This window comes from Streptomyces humidus (genome assembly GCF_014649655.1).
GTDB lineage: Bacteria > Actinomycetota > Actinomycetes > Streptomycetales > Streptomycetaceae > Streptomyces > Streptomyces humidus.
Genome location: NZ_BMTL01000005.1, coordinates 251,650 through 269,422, shown reverse-complemented (window position 1 = coordinate 269,422; position 17,773 = coordinate 251,650). Strand labels below are relative to the sequence as shown.

At 71.6% G+C, this 17,773-nt stretch carries 16 protein-coding genes and 1 pseudogene; 9 read left to right on the top strand and 8 right to left on the bottom strand.

What is annotated here, in order from left to right:
• The first annotated feature begins 68 nt into the window (after nucleotides 1-68).
• Genes IE239_RS07605 through IE239_RS07590 form a run of 4 tightly spaced genes read left to right on the top strand, consistent with a single transcriptional unit; the run spans nucleotide 69 to nucleotide 2,698 of the window.
• On the top strand, nucleotides 69-488 hold the full coding sequence (locus IE239_RS07605; protein ID WP_190148487.1) for a roadblock/LC7 domain-containing protein: 420 nt from the start codon (nucleotides 69-71) through the stop codon (nucleotides 486-488).
• The gene (locus IE239_RS07600) at nucleotides 485-841 is read left to right on the top strand and encodes a DUF742 domain-containing protein (RefSeq protein ID WP_190148486.1); all 357 of its coding nucleotides are present in this window, start codon (nucleotides 485-487) and stop codon (nucleotides 839-841) included. Before IE239_RS07605 ends, IE239_RS07600 begins: the two co-directional genes overlap by 4 nt.
• Nucleotides 822-1,439, top strand: a complete 618-nt coding sequence (locus IE239_RS07595) for a GTP-binding protein (protein ID WP_190148485.1) — start codon at nucleotides 822-824, stop codon at nucleotides 1,437-1,439. The genes IE239_RS07600 and IE239_RS07595 overlap by 20 nt, the downstream gene beginning before the upstream one ends.
• Nucleotides 1,436-2,698, top strand: coding sequence for a cytochrome P450 (locus IE239_RS07590; protein ID WP_190148484.1), 1,263 nt, complete (start codon nucleotides 1,436-1,438; stop codon nucleotides 2,696-2,698). Before IE239_RS07595 ends, IE239_RS07590 begins: the two co-directional genes overlap by 4 nt.
• Before the next feature lie 762 nt (nucleotides 2,699-3,460).
• Here IE239_RS07590 and IE239_RS07585 read toward each other — a convergent pair.
• Complete coding sequence (locus tag IE239_RS07585) at nucleotides 3,461-4,687, bottom strand: cytochrome P450 (RefSeq protein ID WP_190148483.1); 1,227 nt, start codon at nucleotides 4,685-4,687, stop codon at nucleotides 3,461-3,463.
• A 650-nt stretch (nucleotides 4,688-5,337) separates the two neighbouring features.
• Here IE239_RS07585 and IE239_RS07580 point away from each other — a divergent pair.
• Nucleotides 5,338-7,476 (top strand): PP2C family protein-serine/threonine phosphatase, encoded by a 2,139-nt coding sequence (locus tag IE239_RS07580; protein ID WP_190148482.1) that lies wholly within the window; start codon nucleotides 5,338-5,340, stop codon nucleotides 7,474-7,476.
• 181 nt (nucleotides 7,477-7,657) lie between these two features.
• On the opposite strand, the gene IE239_RS07575 is transcribed toward IE239_RS07580, so the two are convergent.
• Entirely contained in the window at nucleotides 7,658-8,383 is a 726-nt protein-coding gene (locus IE239_RS07575; RefSeq protein ID WP_190148481.1) for a hypothetical protein, read from the bottom strand.
• A 311-nt stretch (nucleotides 8,384-8,694) separates the two neighbouring features.
• On the opposite strand from IE239_RS07575, the gene IE239_RS07570 reads away from it, so the two are divergent.
• Nucleotides 8,695-10,065, top strand: coding sequence for a COG1361 family protein (locus IE239_RS07570; RefSeq protein ID WP_190148480.1), 1,371 nt, complete (start codon nucleotides 8,695-8,697; stop codon nucleotides 10,063-10,065).
• Nucleotides 10,066-10,361: 296 nt separating this feature from the next.
• Here the strand turns inward: IE239_RS07570 and IE239_RS07565 are convergent, their stop codons facing one another.
• Nucleotides 10,362-11,744 (bottom strand): NAD(P)-binding domain-containing protein, encoded by a 1,383-nt coding sequence (locus tag IE239_RS07565; RefSeq protein WP_190148479.1) that lies wholly within the window; start codon nucleotides 11,742-11,744, stop codon nucleotides 10,362-10,364.
• Nucleotides 11,745-12,042: 298 nt separating this feature from the next.
• Here IE239_RS07565 and IE239_RS07560 point away from each other — a divergent pair, with 298 nt between their 5' ends.
• Nucleotides 12,043-12,408 carry an ArsR/SmtB family transcription factor gene (locus IE239_RS07560; RefSeq protein WP_190148478.1) on the top strand — a complete coding sequence of 122 codons (366 nt, stop codon included), beginning with the start codon at nucleotides 12,043-12,045 and terminating at the stop codon, nucleotides 12,406-12,408.
• Between the two features lie 503 nt (nucleotides 12,409-12,911).
• Here IE239_RS07560 and IE239_RS07555 read toward each other — a convergent pair.
• The 3 genes from IE239_RS07555 to IE239_RS07545 form a co-directional block, all read right to left on the bottom strand.
• Nucleotides 12,912-13,952, bottom strand: coding sequence for an ArsO family NAD(P)H-dependent flavin-containing monooxygenase (locus IE239_RS07555; RefSeq protein WP_373308068.1), 1,041 nt, complete (start codon nucleotides 13,950-13,952; stop codon nucleotides 12,912-12,914).
• A gap of 85 nt (nucleotides 13,953-14,037) precedes the next feature.
• On the bottom strand, nucleotides 14,038-15,165 hold the full coding sequence (gene arsB / locus IE239_RS07550) for an ACR3 family arsenite efflux transporter (RefSeq protein WP_190148476.1): 1,128 nt from the start codon (nucleotides 15,163-15,165) through the stop codon (nucleotides 14,038-14,040).
• On the bottom strand, nucleotides 15,162-15,470 hold the full coding sequence (locus tag IE239_RS07545) for an ArsR/SmtB family transcription factor (RefSeq protein WP_190148475.1): 309 nt from the start codon (nucleotides 15,468-15,470) through the stop codon (nucleotides 15,162-15,164). Before IE239_RS07545 ends, arsB begins: the two co-directional genes overlap by 4 nt.
• A gap of 74 nt (nucleotides 15,471-15,544) precedes the next feature.
• On the opposite strand from IE239_RS07545, the gene IE239_RS07540 reads away from it, so the two are divergent.
• Together IE239_RS07540 and IE239_RS07535 are read left to right on the top strand one after the other, a co-directional pair.
• Nucleotides 15,545-15,721, top strand: a complete 177-nt coding sequence (locus tag IE239_RS07540; protein WP_190148474.1) for a hypothetical protein — start codon at nucleotides 15,545-15,547, stop codon at nucleotides 15,719-15,721.
• Nucleotides 15,722-15,749: 28 nt separating this feature from the next.
• Nucleotides 15,750-16,169 carry an arsenate reductase ArsC gene (locus IE239_RS07535; RefSeq protein WP_190148473.1) on the top strand — a complete coding sequence of 140 codons (420 nt, stop codon included), beginning with the start codon at nucleotides 15,750-15,752 and terminating at the stop codon, nucleotides 16,167-16,169.
• Nucleotides 16,170-16,328: 159 nt separating this feature from the next.
• Here IE239_RS07535 and IE239_RS07530 read toward each other — a convergent pair whose 3' ends face one another.
• The gene (locus IE239_RS07530) at nucleotides 16,329-17,525 is read right to left on the bottom strand and encodes an MFS transporter (RefSeq protein ID WP_229877889.1); all 1,197 of its coding nucleotides are present in this window, start codon (nucleotides 17,523-17,525) and stop codon (nucleotides 16,329-16,331) included.
• Nucleotides 17,522-17,743: pseudogene (locus IE239_RS07525) on the bottom strand (fluoride efflux transporter FluC); the annotation flags it as partial. The gene IE239_RS07530 and the pseudogene IE239_RS07525, both read right to left, overlap by 4 nt.
• Nucleotides 17,744-17,773 lie beyond the last annotated feature (30 nt).

Sequence of the window (17,773 nt, the reverse complement as noted above, 5' to 3'; positions counted from 1 at the left end):
TTCAGCTCGTGAGATTGGAGAAACGGGCCGGTGACCGGGCCCCAGGCCCTACCGTCCCACCACCTACCATGCAGACCACCGACAACAGCCTCACCTGGCTTCTGCAGGGCCTTCTGGAACGCGTTCCCGGCGCCCGGCACGCCCTGGTCCTGTCCCGGGACGGCCTGAAGCTGTGCTGGACCGATCACCTGGAACTCGACCAGGCCGACCAGCTGGCAGCCATCTGCTCGGGCATGCAAGCCCTCGCCCAGGGCGCGTCCGTCGAGTTCGGCGACGGGAGCGGTGGAGTCCGCCACTCCATGACCGAGTTCCACGGAGGCCAGCTCTTCATCGTGCAGGCCGGTGACGGCGCCCATCTGGCACTCCTGTGCGAGGAGAGCGCCGACCCGGGAGTCGTGGGCCACCAGATGACCGAGCTGGTCGAGCAGATCGGTGATCACCTGCGGGCCGAACCCCGCGGGGGCACCCCGGGGAGCGCACCGTCGTGACGCGTCGGCCCGTGGACATCGGTGACCCCGACCGGCTCTACACGATCACGGGCGGGCGGAGCCGTGCGGACGACGCATTCGACCTGGTCACCTTGATAGTCAGCGAGAGCGCACCCCGCGCGGGGATGCAGTCGGAGCACGCACGGATCCTCGATCTGTGTCGACACCCCACGGCCCTCGTCGAGATCGCCGCCGAGATGAAGCTGCCGATCACGGTGATGCGCATCCTCCTGGGCGACCTGCTCGCCATGGGCCGCATCAGCGCCCGCCACCCGCCCCCGCCGCGGCCGCAAGCCGCGCTCCCCGACTCCGCTCTCCTCCTGGAGGTGCTGCATGGGCTCCGCAACCTCTGACCTGCCGTCCCTTCGTACGCCCCTGTCCGACGCCGCCGAAGCGGGCTTGAAGATCGTTATCGTGGGAGGTTTCGGGGTCGGCAAGACGACTCTGGTGCGCTCGGTCAGCGAGATCCGGCCGCTCAACACCGAAGAGCTGATGACACAGGCGGGGGTCGGTGTCGACGAGACACGGCAGGTGGCCACGAAAACCACCACGACGGTCGCCTTCGACTTCGGCCGCATCAGCCTCAACAAACGCCTGGTGCTCTACCTGTTCGGCGCACCGGGCCAGGAGCGGTTCTGGTTCCTGTGGGACCGACTCTTCTCCGGCACCCTCGGCGCCGTCGTCCTGGTCGACACGCGTCGGATGGACGAGTCCTGGTACGCGATCGACCGGCTTGAACACCACAAGACCCCGTTCGTGGTGGCCGTCAACCGGTTCGACGACGAACCCGACCGGTATTCCCTCGACGAGATACGCCAGGCGCTCTGCCTGCCCGCGCACGTGCCGCTCGTGGACTGTGACGCGCGTGTCAGGTCTTCGGGCAAGGGCGTGCTGATCACCCTCGTGGACCACCTCTACGAAATGGCCATGGCCCAGGAGATGACACTGTGACCGACACCGGATCCCGTACCTCCCGGACGCCCGGCGCGGGGTGTCCCGCCCACGCGGGGGCTGTGAGGCTGGGCGGTCTGGAATACCAGCAGACACCGGCCCGTCTGTACCGGGAACTGCGCCGGGAGCACGGCGCGGTGGCGCCCGTGCTGCTCGACGGGGACATCCCCGCCTGGCTGGTCCTCGGCTACGCCGAGGTCAGCTACGTCACCGCTCACGACGAACTGTTCGCCCGCGACTCACGGCGCTGGAACCAGTGGGCGAACATACCCGAGGACTGGCCGCTGATGCCGTTCGTCGGCTACCAGCCGTCGGTGCTGTTCACCGAGGGCGAGGAACACCGGCGGCGGGCCGGAGTCATCACCCAAGCCCTGGAGGGTGTCGACCAGTTCCAGCTGTCACGCGACTGCCGGCAGCTCGCCGACCAGCTCATCGCATCGTTCGCCGGCAGCGGCCAGGCCGAGCTGATGAACATGTACGCGCACGCCCTGCCCATGCGCGCGGCGGTTCAGATGTGCGGGATGCCGCACGCCGGCGATGCGACCCACCAGCTCGTGGAAGATTTGCGGATCTCCCTGGACGCCGGGGAGGGCGACGATCCGGTGGCCGCGTACATGCGCGTGGGTGAGCAGATCCAGCAGTTGGTCAAGGAGAAGCGACAGCGTCACGGCCCGGACATCACGTCGCGCATGCTGCAGCACCGTGCCGGCTTGACCGACGACGAGATCGTGCAGGACCTGATCACCATCATCGCCGCAGCCCAGCAGCCGACCGCCAACTGGATCTGCAACACGCTGCGGCTGCTGCTCACCGACGAGCGGTTCGCCCTGAGCGTGTCAGGGGGCAGGCTCAGTGTGGGCGAGGCGCTCAGCGAGGTCCTGTGGCTCGACACACCGACACAGAACTTCATCGGCCGCTGGGCCGTGCGCGACACCCAGCTCGGCGGACAGCTGATCCGGGCAGGCGACTGCGTGGTGCTGGGACTGGCCGCGGCCAACACCGATCCGCAGATCTGGCCCGAGTCGCACGTCGGGGCGGAGAGCTCCGCGCACCTGTCGTTCAGCAGCGGGGAGCACCGGTGCCCCTATCCGGCCCCGCTGCTGGCCGACGTCATCGCCCGTACCGCCGTCGAGACGCTACTGGAACGCCTGCCCGACATGGTGCTCGCGGTGGAACCGGAAGAGCTCTCCTGGCGCCCGTCCGTCTGGATGCGCGGCCTGCACGCCCTGCCGGTGGAGTTCACTCCGGTGATGCAGTAGAGCACCGGGGCGAGGGGGCCGGCGCCTGATGCCGGCGGCAGCAGACAGGCAGTCGGCGCCGGTGGCCGGCCGGCATCCGATCCGCACGAGGTGCGAGGTGCGTCCGCACCGGGGCTGCCTCGTGTTCGAGATCGGCAGCGAACCGGGACCACCCGGTGTCGTGCGCGGACTCGGCCAGGCGCGTGCGCGCAAGCCCCCTGGCCGCCAGGTGTTCCACCGCAGTGACCTGCTTCTCGCGGCTCGGCTCGGTGGCATCGGCGCGGCGCCGCGGCCATGGGCGGGCCGCGGCGCCCCGGGTCCACAGCCAGAGCGCGGTGACGGTGGCACACAGGACGGAGGGGCGGCGGGTGCGGGCGAAGGCTGTCGCCCTCGGCCCGTGCGCGCATGGCCAGGAACCCGACGGGCAGCCCATGCCTCATGCCCCTGGGCCACTGGTCAGCTCCGGACCGGCTCTCGTCCGCACCACCCCCGCACCCGCACCACCCGCGCACCCGCCCCGCCCCCGCACCGCACCGCACCGCCGCAGCCGGGTCGTCCCTGTCCGAGCCGTACTGTGCTCGCACGAACCGTGTCGCAGGTCGCAGGTCGCAGGTCGCAGGTCGCAGGTCGCAGGTCGCAGGGATCCTCGCCCGCCGTCTCCACGCCGTAGCCGTCCCACGCCCGCCCGCCGCGCCGGGGGTCCCGTCCTGCTCGCCACACATGCGGTGCGGCACGGCGGAGAGACGCGCTCACAGCTCGGGAGGCGCAGGCGATGCGAAGGGATCAGTCGGCGACGGGTGTGAAGCGCACCGGCAGCGACTGCGGACCTCGGGTGAAGACGCCCTGCTCCACGGGCTCGGCTCCCTCGGCGAGGCGGAGGTCCGGCATGGCGTCGAGGAGCTGGCCGACACCGATCTCGACCTCGGCCTTGGCGAGGAGAGCACCGACGCAGAAGTGCCGGCCGAGCGCGAAGGAGAGGTGGTCGGCGGCGGCCGAGAAGGCGGTGGTCGTGGTCAGGTCGTCGCGGAAGATGTCGAACCGGTCCGGGTCCCGGTAGCGGCTCTCGTCCCGGTTGGCGGCACCGATCAGGCACGTGACCGTGGCGCCGGCAGGTATGACACCGGTGCTGAGCGTGACCTCGACGGCCGACTGCCGCATGATCATGTGCACCGGGGGCGTGAAGCGCAGCGTCTCGGCGAAGGCGCGGGCGATGAGACCGCGGTCCTCTCGGACGGCCGCCAGCTGCTCCGGGTGCCGCAGCAGGTTGGCGAAGATACCGGCGATCGCCTTGTCGGTCGTCTCACCGCCCGCGGCGAGCAGCAGGCTGCAGAAGGCCTTGATGTCCTCGTCGCTCATCCGCACACCGTCGACCTCGGCGGCGCACAGGGTCGACAACAGGTCGTCGCCGAGGTGGTCACGGCGCTCCCGGATGATCGGGACCATGTACTCCGCGAACTCCACCCGGGTGCGCTCGCCGGCCGCGGCGACCTCGGAGTCGCCTGAAAGGTTGCCCAGGAAAGCGATGACCGACGTATACCAACGATGGAACCGGGCGTGGTCGGACTTGTCCAAGCCCAGCATGTCCGCGATCACATTGACGGGGAAACGGGTCGCGTAGTCGGTCACCAGGTCCGCGGAGCCGGTGAACCGGAAGGCATCGATCAGCTCACGGGAGTTGCGTTCGATGACCGGCAGGAACTTCTCCTGAAGGTCGCTGCCGCGGAAGGCGGGGGCGACGAGGGCCCGCCGGACCGCGTGCTCGCGCCCGCTGAGCTGGAGGATCGTCTTGCCGTGCACAGGCTCGATCTGCCAGCTGTAGTTGTCGGTGGTGAACTCGCCGCCCTTGTCCTTGAAGACGCGCTCCACGTCCTCGTAGCGCGAGACGACGTAGCTCTGCATGGCTTCGTGCCAGAAGAGGGGGGCGCTCTCCCGCATCGCGCGATAGGCCTGATAGGGATCCGCAGCGAACTCGGGCGACAGGATGTCGGGGACCTGCTGTGCGGTGGGCATGGAGCTCCCGGTGGTGAGTAAGTGGCTTGCAGTTGAAGGTTATTGATTATGCGTCGGCCAGGACATCCGGTCTCGGGCAGCTGTTCAACGACGGAGGACTGTTTGGCCGAAAACCCTCCCGCCCTGCTGTGCGCACGGATGCGAACCGTCAGACCGACGCCAGAGGGCACGCGTCCCCAGCCGCGACACGGCGGCGTCGTCGGCGGCCGGCACGTCGAGCCGCGGTCGCGGCGCAGCCGACGGGGTGCGCAGCTGTCCGGCGGGCCGGCACCGACGTCGGCCCGCTCGTCCAGGGCGCCCTCACCCCCGTCGCCGGGCGCGGAGGTCCAGTGCCGACAGCGGACCGCCGACCCGGCGGGCCGGACTCACGGACAGCAGCAGCGCGGACGCGGCCGGCCCGGCAGCACCGATCGCGCTCGTCGAGGGCCACCACGCGGTCGGCCTCCTCGCCCATGGAAGGTCACCGCGATGATGACGGTGGTGACGCACAGCGATGGCGCCACTCAGACCGGCATCGCCCTCTACGAACCACAATGGGTAGAAATGTTCAAAATTTCACATAAAGAGACGCTTTACAGGTTTCCTTCCATTTGCCCTCATCGAAGACTTAGCGTCGACGGCATGAGGAATTGGCAGTGGAAGGTGCCGCCATGAGCGTTCCCCCTGATGCACTGAGCGGTGTCCCCGATGCACTGAGCGTTCCCCGTGATGCGCTGAGCGGAGTCCGGCACGGGCTGCGCCAGGCAGGCAGCCCGTGGGAGATGGCCGCGTCGCTGGTCGGCTCATGCTCCCGTCTGGGGGTGGTGGGCTGGGCCCTCATGCTGGCCCAGGAAGACGGCAGCCATCTGTTTCCCTGCGGCATCAGCGGACTGCCATCCGTCTGGGAGCCTCCACTGCGCCCGCTGGAACGCTCCGCAGGCTGGCCGGTCTGCTCGGCGGCACTGGGCCGCGTCTGGACCGGCCACGGGTTCCAGCGCCCCTATCCGCTGCCTCATGCCACCGCCCCGGCGGCAGCGGCTGCCCTGCCGCTGCGCAAGTCCCAGGGCACGCTCGTAGCCCTGCGGCCGGGTCCGGAGCCCTTCACCGCCGCTGAGGGGGCGTTTCTGTCGGCGGTCGCGGAAGACGTCTCCGACGCCCTCGCCGACCTGCCCGGACCGCACCGGGCCGACGCACTGCCCCGGTTGCGCCTGGTCGAACGGGGGTCCTTCGTCCTCGACCTCACCGACCTGGACATCACCGGCGACAGCGTCTTCGCCGACCAGCACGGGCTGCCGGGGCCGGGCCGCCATCCGCTGGCCGCGGCACTGGCGGCGCTCCCGCCCGCACACCTGCCCCAGGCCGAACGGCTCCTCGCACGACTGGCCACGGACCCGGGGCCTTACGAGGTCGTCTACCGCGTCGCCGGAGCCGAGGGGGCCCGCACTCTGCAAGCCCGATGCTCCCGCAACACGGACGTCCGCGACCGGGTGGTGCTGACCGGCCACGTCACCGACATCACCGTGGACACGGACGACGCCGCCTGGCGCGACGAACGCATGCACCGGCAGATGCGGCGTGCCGAGCAGATCCGCGCCCTCGCCTCCGCCTGTGCCTCGGCCGGCAGCACCAGCGAACTGGCCGCCGCGGCATGCGACGTCCTGGCCGTCTTCGGCGCCGACGCCATCGTGCTGGCGGAAGCCACCGGCGAGCGCCTGCACGTCCTGACCAGCCACGGACAACACCACCTCGATGCCCTCCGCGGCATCCCGCTGAGCACGAGCGCCCCCCTCACCGACGCGCTGCGCGAGCACCGCACCGTGTTCATCGCCTCACACGACGAGCTCATCGCCGCCTACCCGCACTACGCGAACACCGCCCACCTCCTGGACCGGCACGCCTGGGCAGCCGTGCCGGTCCCCCTGTCCGACCCCGCCGCACGGCCGGCGGCCTGCATGCTCTCCTTCAACCGGCCCCACGCCTTCACCGCCGAGGACCACGCACTCTTCATCGCAGCCGCCGGGCTGCTGGGACGCGCCCTGGAGCGCTGCCGCGCCTGGGACGCCGAACACGCCCGCGCCGTCGAACTGCAGAAGGGTCTGCTTCCCGCCGCGCTACCGCACCTGCCGGACGCCGAGCTGACCGCCTCGTACCTGCCGGCGGCCGCGGACGCGTATGCCGGCGGTGACTGGTACGACGCCTTCACCACGGGCAAAGGCGACCTGCTGCTCGCCATCGGCGACATCGAGGGGCACGACACCCAGGCGGCGTCCCTGATGGGACGGCTGCGCACCGCCGTACGCGCCTACGCCGCGCTCACCGACGACCCCACCGAGCTCCTGCAGCACACCAACAGGCTGCTCACGGAGGACAACGACAGCGACCCCGAACGCGCCCGCACCGCCACCTGCTGCCTGATCGTCCTCACGCCCGGCACCGGCCAGCTGCGCTGTGCCACGGCCGGACACCCCGTGCCCCTCGTCCACAGCCCTGCGGGCGGTGTTCACGAGCTCGCCGTGGAGAGCGGTCCGCCCCTGGGCATCTTCAGTGACAGTGCCTATCCGTCCACGTCATACCGGCTCGCCGACGCGGCCCAGCTGCTGCTGCACACCGACGGCCTCACCGACCGGCCCGGCACCGACCTCGCCCACGCCCGCGCCCTGCTCCACGAGGCGTTCGCAGAGGCCTGCCCGATGCCCACCGCCGGGGCCCTCGACCACATCACCACCCGCTGTCTGTCAGGCTCCCGTGCCGAGGACGACTGCGCCCTGCTCCTGCTGCGTCGCCACCCGACCCGGTCGAGTGCCGGCTGAGCGGTCGGCCTCCGCGGCAGCAGGCCATGGTTCCGACGAGTCGAGGTGGGGGTGGGAACAGACCGGCAGCGGCTGCCTGACGTGCCCGGCCTCGCCGCCATGACCCGCCGCATCGAGAGGGTCAGGGGCGGCCACCGGACGCCGGACCGGGCCTCTCGCGCGGCAGACCCCGTGAACCCGCCTACGCGGACCGCAGCTCACGAACCCGAGCCCGGAAGACACGCCAGCGCCGCTCGTTGTCGTGCACCAGCATCGCCGACTCGACCATCAGGTCCGCCGACCGGTCCAGCAGTTCGGAAGCCGAATACAGGTAGGCGGGGGCCGTCCTGTCCCCTCCCAGGTCGGCCCGCAGCGCCGCCGGTGTGAAGTCGACCTCGGCCAGCAGGTCGAGGGCGCGCCGCAGCATACGCGCGATCAGGGACTGCAGTGCGGCCGACTGCCAGTCGTCGGCGATGATGCGGTGCCGTTCTCCGAGCAGGTCGGCCAACTCCCGATAGGCAGCCAGACTGCCCGCGATCTCCCAGGCCTGCTCCATCGCCTGAGCCAGCCAACTGCCCGTCTGATCGACGTCGTCCGCCACCTGCCGGAGTTCGCGCTTCAGGCGCTGCAACTCGGCCGGCTCACCCTCCCCCTCCAGGAAGAGAACTCCCGACTCCGCGACGAGCCCGGGAGCGTTCAGGTCCTCCGCGCCGGCGAACCCGACCGCCGACGCCCGCTCACCCACGGCGACCACGCTCCACCGGTCGGCCAACGCCTTCAGCACCCGGGACCGTGCCTGCAGCTCACCTGCCTGCCGCAGCGGAGCCTGCGCGTAGTACTCCTCGTGCTCGCGGTGGAACCGCGCGAGGTTGTCGATCAACTGCAGCAGTGACTCAGGCGGGCCGAACCGTGCCTCGTTCTCGGTCATGCCGGAAGTCTGGACCGATCCGTCCCGCACGGGCGTCACGGCACACGCCGCCACCGCGGACTCCAGCCGTCCGGCTCGCACGGACACCCGCACCCCGGGACCAGCCGGTGACACGGCTCGTCCCGTTCGGCTCCGGTTCAGCAGACCGGGACGCACCGTCCCCCGGAGCACCGCGGGACCCCGGCGCACCGCGAAAGCCCACCAGGCCCAGGAAATCCGGACGCTGCGACCGGGCCGCCATGTCATGATCCTGACGATGCGCCGGGACTGCCGGCACGTCAGTCGCGCGACCACATCCATGGGGGTAACACATGAGACTGCCTGCCGCCGGACGCCCGTTACCGCTCAGATCCGGCGCCGCCCTGGCCGTCACGGCCGGCCTGCTGACGGTCGGCCTCGCCGCGCCCGCCTTCGCAGGCGACGAGCCGCCGCAGACCGACCAACTGTGGATCAACAAGCCGTACGAGCAGGCGTTGCCACTCGGCAGCGACGGCGGTCAGCCGCAGTCTCGCACCCTCGGCGTCGGCCTCTACCACGACAACGCCAACTTCACGGTGACCGACGGCCGGCTCACCGTCGACGTCTCCGGCCTCGCCGGCGTGGCCGACGTGACGTGGCCCGACAACTGCACGCCCACCGGCACCCGCGCGGTCTGCGACGTTCCCGTGGTGCCCGCGATCCAGAGCGACTACAGGGACCAGGTGTTCCTCACGGTGCGTGCCGCCGACGGCGCCGAAGCAGGCGCACGCGGCCGGATCACCTACGAGGCGACGGCCACCGGCGGCCCCGACGGCACCCTCGCCGCCCCGCACGAGAGCTTCGAGACCACGCTGACCGTCGGCTCCGGCCCGGACCTCGCCATCGCCCCCATCGACGACATCGAGAACGGCCTGCCCGGCGACGAGCGCACGATCCCGTTGAAGATCACCAACAACGGCAACGTGAGCGCGAACGGCTTCATCGTCACGCTGTCCGCCTCCTACGGCCTGACGGATCTGACCCGGTACGGCGCCTGCACCCACACCACGTCGGACAGCGGCGACTATCCACCGTCGAGCACGCAGACCTGCCGCTTCGACCGGGTACTGAAGCCCGGCGACTCCTTCGAACTGCCCGAACCTCTGACGGTTCGGCTCGCCCCGCATGCGCTGAACGAACGGCTCGACATCGACGTGGAGCCGGGCGGCGACGCCCAGGACCTCGACTCGAGGAACGACTTCATGGCCCTCGGGCTCGGCGCCGACAACACGGCCGACTTCTCCGTGACCGGTGACACCATCTCCGCCGCGGCCGGCCGGACGGCCACCGCCGAGCTCACATTCAAGAACAACGGCCCCGCATGGTTCGGCAACCTCGGTTCCGGCGAACCGGTCGCCCGCGTCCAACTGGTCGTACCCCAGGGCACGACGGTCACCGGTGTGCCCTCCGGCTGCACCCCGCACACCCTCGCCGGCAGCTACTACCCGAGGCAGACGGGAGCCCCGCGCTACGACTGCGCACTGCCCTACTGGGTGCTTCAGGACACTCAGCGCACGTTCGCGTTCTCCGTGCGCGTCGACACCGTGGTACCCGGCGCCACCGGCGCCGTGAGCATCCATCCGCTGTGGGGCGAGTTCGGTGAGCACCCCTTCGACTTCGACCCGGACCTCACCGACAACACCGCCGCCCTGACCGTCAACTGACCGGTCCTCCGGGTTCGGAGCAGCCCTTCGTTCGGCTGCTCCGAACCCGCGTGTCGTGGTCGGACGACGCCGACCTGTTCCGCCGCCACCGCGACACGCGGCTGTTGTGCAGCGCGGGCGGAACGCACACCAGGCCCCTCGGCGACCTCCGGGATCGGCCTGCCCGTCTCGATCACCCGGCGCACAGCACCCTCACGAAATTCAGGCGTGTGCGTCCGTTGCCTGGACCTGATGAACCCCGACCACGAGGGGAGGGACGGGCAGAGGGGGTGCCCCGCTCGGGGTGTCGAGGGTGGTCACGAGCCGCAGCAGCCGCCGGCCGACGCCTCCTCGGCGACAGCGGCTGCGGGCGCGCCGACACCGAGTCGCACGAGCGCGGGCGCCGGGGCGCAGCAGCCGTCGGTCTGTCCGGCGGTGGGGTCGTCGAAGAGGCCGGCGCCTCCGCACACCCCGGTTTCCGGGAGGGTGAGTTCGACGCGGTCGGCGGACTCGAGGTCGCCGGCGATGGCGGCGGTGACGGAGCGGACCTGCTCGTAGCCGGTCATGGCGAGGAAGGTGGGAGCACGGCCGTAGGACTTCATGCCGACCAGGTAGACACCGGGCTCGGGGTGGGAAAGCTCGCGGTGGCCGTGCGGGTAGACGGTGCCGCAGGAGTGCTGGTTGGGGTCGATCAGCGGTGCCAGCGCGGTGGGCGCCTGGAGGCGTTCGTCCAGGCCTAGGCGGATCTCCGAGAGGAACGACAGATCCGGGCGCAGACCGGTGAGCACGACGATCTCGTCGACGGGGTCGAGACGTCGGCCGTCCTCGCCGACCAGGACCAGCCGTGCGTCGTCCGCCCGCTCGATCGCTTCGGTGCGGAAGCCGGTGACGGCGTCGGCATGGCCGTCGTCGACGGCGGCCTTCGCCGCCAGGCCCAGGGCGCCGCGGGCCGGCAGCTGGTCGGCTTCTCCGCCGCCGAACGTGGAGCCGCTGAGGCCGCGGCGCAGCACCCATACCGCGTGCGTGCCCGGCGCGTTCCGGGCGACGTCGGCGAGGGTGGCGAGAGCGGTGAAGGCGGAGGCGCCGGAGCCGATGACGGCAGTGCGCTTGCCTGCGTAACGGGCGCGCACGGCGGGGTCCTTGAGGTCAGGCACGCGGTAGGTGATCCGGTCGGCGGCGGCCTTTTCGCCGAAGGCGGGCAGACCGTCGGCTCCGGCCGGGGCGGGTGTGGTCCAGGTGCCGGAGGCGTCGATGACGGCTCGGGCGAGGAGACGCTCCTCACGGCCGTCGGCGGTCGTGAGATGCAGGACGAAGGGCTGGGTCTCACGGTCGGCGTCGACCATGCGGTCGCGTCCGGCGCGGGAGACGCCGGTGACGCGCGCGCCGTAGCGGACGCGGTCGCCCAGGGCGTCGGCCAGCGGCTGCAGGTAGAGGTCCGCCCAGTCGCCGCCCGTGGGGTAGCCGGTGGCGTCCGGCTTGGTCCAGCCGGTGGGGGCGAGCAGCTTTTCGGCGGACGGGTCGGTGAGTTCACCCCACGGGGAGAACAGACGCACGTGGCTCCACTCGCGCACCGCAGAGGCGGCGGCCGGGCCGGCTTCCAGGACGAGGGGCTCGATGCCGCGCTCGACAAGGTGGGCGGCCGCGGCCAGGCCGGCGGGGCCGGCTCCGATGACGACGACGGGAAGCTGCTGCTCGCTCATGGTGGTCGGTCTCCCTGAGTGGTCGGGGCGGAATCAGCGGGCGGAGGAGAGTGCGCACCGGGCGTGCTGCTGGTGGGCCATGGCCCGGAAGCAGGCGTCGCAGGCCTGTGCACAGCCGTCACAGAAGGTGACGTCGGCTAGGTGACGAGCCGTGCGGCGGGGCCGGGCGCGGCTGGGCCGGGCGGCGGGGGAAGCGGTGCGGATCCGAGTTGTCACGACGACTTCTTGTTTCGATGCCCGTCAATGTCTTCGATGTCTGGAGCTTGCCACCCGTATCGACGGGTGTCAACATAGGCGCATGTCGAAGTCAGAGGTCGTCGAACTGCCGGTTCTGGATGCCGGCGCTGTGGTGCCCTGCTGCCCGCCGATCACCGCCGGAGAGCTGTCGCAGGCCGACGCGGAGAGGATGGCCGCGATGTTCAAGGCGCTGTCCGACCCGGTGCGGCTGCGGCTGTTCTCTCGTGTCGCCTCGCATCCCGGTGGCGAGGCCTGCGTGTGCGACATCTCCGACGTCGGCGTCTCCCAGCCGACCGTCTCCCACCACCTGAAGAAGCTGCGCGAAGCCGGACTGCTCACCTCCGAGCGGCGCGGGACCTGGGTGTACTACCAGGTCGCCCCGTCCGTGCTCGCCGCGATGTCCGCCATGCTCGACCTGCGCACCTGACCGATCACGGTCGGCGCCGCCGGTCAGGCACGGCCCGGCGGGCAGCAGCGCGCCAGGTACGCGTACAGCGCGCCGAGCCGCTCGGCGGCCGGCCATGGGCCGCCGGCAGATCATGGCCGACGACTCCCCGATGCGCGCACCGTCGGCGCGGCAGAAGACCTGCCTGCCCTCCTCCCGGGAGAGGACAGGCCGCCGCGGCGCAGCAGACTGAGGCGTTCTGACGCGCTCGACGGCCTCAGCGCGCACCGCTCGGCGATCTCGCCGACGGCCAGTCGCAGACCGCCCGCGAACTGCTGCGTCACCTTCTGCCGGATATCGCCCGCCAGGGCCTTGCGGAAGTCGGCCGTCGCCGTATCGAGCCGAGACCGAGCACGGTGGCGACGCCGTAGCGCGGCCGGGGGCGCCCGCCCATGCGGTCGCCGTAGCCATAGCCGTAGCCGTCGCCGTCGCCGTCGAAACGCATGTCCCGGCTGCGCCGCCGGTCGCACGGGCGGGCGCCCCGGTCAGGACAGCAGATCCGCGATCTGCGCGGCGGCCTCGCGGGCCGGGCGTCCGACGCCGATCAGGGTGGCCGAGGCAGGTCCGGTCCAGTCGCCGTAGCCGAGCAGGTGCAGCCGCGGCTCGCCGACGGCGCGCGTGCCCTGGGTGGCGATGTGCCCGCGGGGCTCGCGCAGCCCCAGATGGGCCAAGTGGGACAGGGCGGGCCGAAAGCCCGTGCACCAGATCACCACGTCCGCGCGGGCCGATGCCCCGTCGGCCCACACCACCCCGTCGCGGGTGAGGCGCTCGAACATCGGCTGGGCCTTCAGCAGCCCGGCGTCCCGTGCGGCGCGGACCGGCGGCACAGCGACGATGTCGCCGAGCGAGGCCACGCCGCCGGTATCGGGCGCGCCGTCGTCCAGGGCACGGCGGCGGGCGGTCGCGGCGTCGAACAGGGCACGGCCGTCGATGTCGTCGGCCAGGTAGCGGGGCGGGCGCCGGGTGACCCAGGTCAGGTCGATATCGTCGTGAACGACGAGGTCGGCGGCGATCTGCGCGCCGGAGTTCCCGCCGCCGACCACGACGACCCGCCGGCCGGTGAAGTCGGCCGGGCGCCGGTAGCCGGCGGTGTGCAGCTGGCGGCCGCCGAACACCTCCCGGCCCGGAACCGCGGGCAGGAAGGGGCGCCACCAGGTGCCGGTCGCCGACACGACCGCTTCGGCCGTCCAGGCGCCCGCGTCGGTCTCCACGCGCAGCCGCCCGGCGTCGGGCCGTACGGCGCTCACCCGGACCGGGCGTTGCACGGGCAGGTCGTAGCGCTGCTCGTAATCGGCCAGGTACTCGACGACGTGAGCGGCCTGCGGGTACTCCTCGCCCGCCTGGGCGGGCATGAGCCGGCCGGGCAGCGAGGAGAACGCCGCCGGGGAGAACAGGCGCAGAGAGTCCCAGGTGTGCCCCCAGGCCCCGCCCGGCGCAGCCTGGGCGTCGAGGATGACGAAGCCGAGTGCGTTACGGCGCAGGTGATAGCCGGCGGCGAGTCCGGCCTGCCCGCCGCCGATCACCACCACCTGAGTGTGCCGGCCGCTCGTCACGGTGTCCGGACCGGCTGCACAGGCTGCGCGGGCAGCGCGGACGGCGGGTCCAGGCGGTTCACGTCGTTCCCTTCACCGGCTGACGGGGGTCGGTGGCGAACTTTCGGCGCCAGGCCAGCGCGACGTAGACCAGGCCGATCAGGACGGGCACCTCGATGAGCGGGCCGACCACGCCGGACAGTGCCTGACCGGAGGTCACGCCGAAGGTGGCGATGGCGACCGCGATGCCCAGCTCGAAGTTGTTGCCCGCCGCGGTGAACGCCAGCGTCGCCGTGCGGTCGTAGGCGAGGCCGAGGCCCTTGCCGAGCAGGAAGCTGCCGAAGAACATGAGTGCGAAGTACACCAGCAGTGGCAGGGCGATCCGTACGACGTCCAGCGGCTGAGAGGTGATCGTCTTTCCCTGGAGGGCGAAGAGGATGACGATCGTGAACAGCAGCCCGTACAGCGCCCACGGCCCGATCTTGGGCAGGAACTTCGTCTCGTAGGACTCGCGGCCCACCTTCTGCTCACCGATGCGGCGGGTGAGGAACCCGCCCAGGAGCGGGACGCCCAGGAAGATGACGACGTTCAGGGCGATCTCCCACATGGAGATGTCCAGGTGCTCACCGTCCCCGAGGCCCAGCCGGCCCGGCAGCAGGTCCAGGTAGAGCCAGCCCAGCAGGCCGAACGCGATCACCTGGAAGACGGAGTTCAGCGCGACCAGGACAGCAGCCGCTTCGCGGTCGCCGCACGCGAGGTCGTTCCAGATGACGACCATCGCGATACAGCGGGCGAGACCGACGATGATCAGGCCGGTGCGGTACTCGGGCAGGTCCGGAAGGAAGATCCACGCCAGCGCGAACATGACCGCGGGGCCGACGATCCAGTTGACGACCAGCGAGGAGACCATCAGCTTCTTGTCGCCGGTGACGGAATCCAGCTTGTCGTAGCGGACCTTCGCCAGCACCGGATACATCATCACGAGCAGGCCGAGCGCGATCGGCAGGGAGATCCCTGCGATCTCGATCTTCGCCAGCGCGTCGTTCAGTCCCGGGACGACCCGCCCCAGGCCCAGGCCGACGGCCATGGCGAGCAGGATCCACGCCGCGAGGTAGCGGTCGAGGGCGGAGAGCTTCTTGACGATCGAGTCGTCCCCGCCGGCCGACGAGGCGCCGTCGGCGGTAGCGGGCCCGGCGGAGGAGGTCACGGGCAGGCCCTCTTGTTCTCGGCAGCGGTACGGGCGGAGGCGGCCAGCGCGGCGAACCGCTCGGACAGCCCGGCCAGGACATCGGGCCTGAGCCTGAAGTAGGTGAACCGCCCGCACGGCTCGGTCTCCACCAGCCCGGCCTCGCGCAGCACCTTCATGTGGTTGGACAGGTTGGTCTGCTTGGCTCCGGTCTCCTCGACCAGGTGCGTCATGCAGAGCGTCTCGCGCGCCAGCAGGTTCACGATCTTCAGGCGGAGCGGATCGCCCAACACCCGGATCACATCAGGATCGACTGAAGTCAGCATGCCCTGATACTGTCACATCACCGCACGCTGATACCAGCGCGGGCTGACTCATTGGGCGCGTCGAAGGAGTCCCCGTGTCCGCCTCCTCCCTGCCCCTCCTGCCCCTCCTGCCCGTCCTGCCCGGCCGGCGCCCGGCCGCCGGAGTCTCCCGCCTCGCCACCCGGCACGGCGCCCCGCCCGCCGCCGTCCGGGGCATCCGCGACGCGATCGATGCCCACAGCAGCGAACCGCTGTGCTCCCTGCCCAGCTGAACCACCCGCCGACCCGAGGGAAGAACCCATGTCCACCGCCCCGCTCGCCTCCGTGCTCTTCGTCTGCGTCCACAACGCCGGCCGCTCCCAGATGGCCGCCGGATTCCTCGACCACCTCGCAGGCGACCGGATCGAGGTCCGCTCGGCCGGCTCCGTCCCGGGTGACCAGGTCAACCCGTCCGCCGTCGAGGCGATGAGGGAGGCCGGCGTGGACATCGCCGACGCCACGCCGAAGATCCTCACCACCGAGGCCGTCCAGGCATCCGACTACGTCATCACCATGGGCTGCGGCGACGCCTGCCCGGTCTTCCCCGGCAAGAAGTACCTCGACTGGGCGCTGGAGGACCCGGCCGGCAAGGGCGTCGAGTCGGTGCGCCCCATCCGCGACGAGATCAGGACCCGCGTCGAGGCTCTGATCGCCGAGATCGACGCCCGGCAGGAGGCGTGAGCGGCGGGAGCGCCGAGCGGCACCGACGACGAAGAGAGCGGCAGGCTCGCGGCCTGCCCCCGCGTGACACCGTCACCGGCAAGACCTCCGAACTCCCGGCAGCCGGACGGTTCCCCGCCGTCGGCCGCGGCCCGTGCCGCTCCTCCGCCCCCTGCTGGATCAGCGCCGGGCCGCCGGCGTGACGGCCAGCAGCACCAGAGCCAGCACCTGGACGCCGACCACGACCGTGATCAGCAAGGGGATCGAACGGCCGTACAGACCACCCGTCAGTGCCCCACCGGCCAGGCTCGCCGCGCCGACCACGCCGGCGAACAGCCCGTACGCGGTCGCCCGCCGTCCACTGGGCACCAGATCCGCGACCATGGCCCGCAGGGTGGACTCCTGGATCCCCATGGCCGCACCCCACACCAGGGACCCGGCCACCGCGATCGCGACCGTGTCGGTGAACGCCAGGACCGCTACGGCGGCGGTCAGCACCGGCAGCGCCATCAGCACGCGTGCGCCGTGGCGGTCGTACAGCCGGCCCGTCGCGAGCGCGGCCACCGCGTCGACGGCCATGGCGGCGGCGTAGAGCACCGGCACCCAGGCCGCCGCCACCAGATGCCGTACGACGAGGTGGTACGACAGCACGCCGAACGTGGCGAACCCGGCCGTGGTGGCGGCGGTGAACGCCGCGTACGTCCAGAACGCCGTCGGCAGACGCCCGTCCGGCGCGGGCTCGTCCGTGGCAGCGGCCGCTTCCCGCTCGTACGCCTCGGGGTCGGGCACCCGGGCCCGCAGCCACAGCAGCAGCCCCAGCACAGCGACGCCCGGGAGGGCGAGCACGGCCAGCGACGGACCGTAGTCACCGCCGGTGAGGGCGAGCATGCCGGCCACGACGAGCGGTCCGACCAGCGCGCCGACCTGGTCCATCGCCTCGTGTACGGCGAAGCCGCGCCCGCGCCCGGTCGCGGCGGTGGCGTGGGACAGCATCGTGTCCTTCGCCGGCGAGCGCACGGCCTTGCCCACCCGCTCGGCGATCACCAGCGCGCACGCCGCCCACAGCACGCCGACCACGCCCAGGAGCGGCACGGAGACCACCGTCAGCGCGTATCCGGCGATCGCCAGGCCCCAGAAGCGGCGGGTACGGTCCGCCAGCGGTCCCGACACGAGCCGCAACCCCAGGGCCGCCGCCTCACCCGCACCCGTGACGACACCGACCACCAGGGCCGACGCGCCCAGCGAGGCCAGCAGCGGGCCGGCGATCGAGCGGGCGCCCTCGTACACGAAGTCCGCGAGGAGGCTGACCGTGCCGAACCAGACGACGAACCGCCAGGGCCCCATCCGGCTCGGCCGCCGGACGGACGCCCCGGTCACGCCCACGACGCCTCCGCGAAGGCGATCCCGACGAACACCGCGCCCGGCCCGGCCACCACGCTCGCGATCACGTCGGCCGCGGCGAAGAACAACGTCCCGTCCTCGGCCGGCCGCAGCGTCTCGTACGAGAACGTCGAGTACGTCGTCAGCGCCACGCACAGCCCCGTGCCCGGAAACACGCGTCGCTCCCCCTGCCGACGAGGGAGGTGTGGATCAGCGACGGCGCGCCGGAGCCCTCGATGCCACCG

Excerpts from the sequence above, each read along its gene's own strand:
- IE239_RS07605 (WP_190148487.1), top strand. The coding sequence starts at position 69 with ATGCAGACCACCGACAACAGCCTCACCTGGCTTCTGCAGGGCCTTCTG.
- IE239_RS07595 (WP_190148485.1), top strand. The coding sequence starts at position 822 with ATGGGCTCCGCAACCTCTGACCTGCCGTCCCTTCGTACGCCCCTGTCC.
- IE239_RS07585 (WP_190148483.1), bottom strand. The coding sequence starts at position 4,687 with ATGCCCACCGCACAGCAGGTCCCCGACATCCTGTCGCCCGAGTTCGCT.
- IE239_RS07580 (WP_190148482.1), top strand. The coding sequence starts at position 5,338 with ATGAGCGTTCCCCCTGATGCACTGAGCGGTGTCCCCGATGCACTGAGC.
- IE239_RS07575 (WP_190148481.1), bottom strand. The coding sequence starts at position 8,383 with ATGACCGAGAACGAGGCACGGTTCGGCCCGCCTGAGTCACTGCTGCAG.
- IE239_RS07570 (WP_190148480.1), top strand. The coding sequence starts at position 8,695 with ATGAGACTGCCTGCCGCCGGACGCCCGTTACCGCTCAGATCCGGCGCC.
- IE239_RS07565 (WP_190148479.1), bottom strand. The coding sequence starts at position 11,744 with ATGAGCGAGCAGCAGCTTCCCGTCGTCGTCATCGGAGCCGGCCCCGCC.
- IE239_RS07560 (WP_190148478.1), top strand. The coding sequence starts at position 12,043 with ATGTCGAAGTCAGAGGTCGTCGAACTGCCGGTTCTGGATGCCGGCGCT.
- IE239_RS07545 (WP_190148475.1), bottom strand. The coding sequence starts at position 15,470 with ATGCTGACTTCAGTCGATCCTGATGTGATCCGGGTGTTGGGCGATCCG.
- IE239_RS07535 (WP_190148473.1), top strand. The coding sequence starts at position 15,750 with ATGTCCACCGCCCCGCTCGCCTCCGTGCTCTTCGTCTGCGTCCACAAC.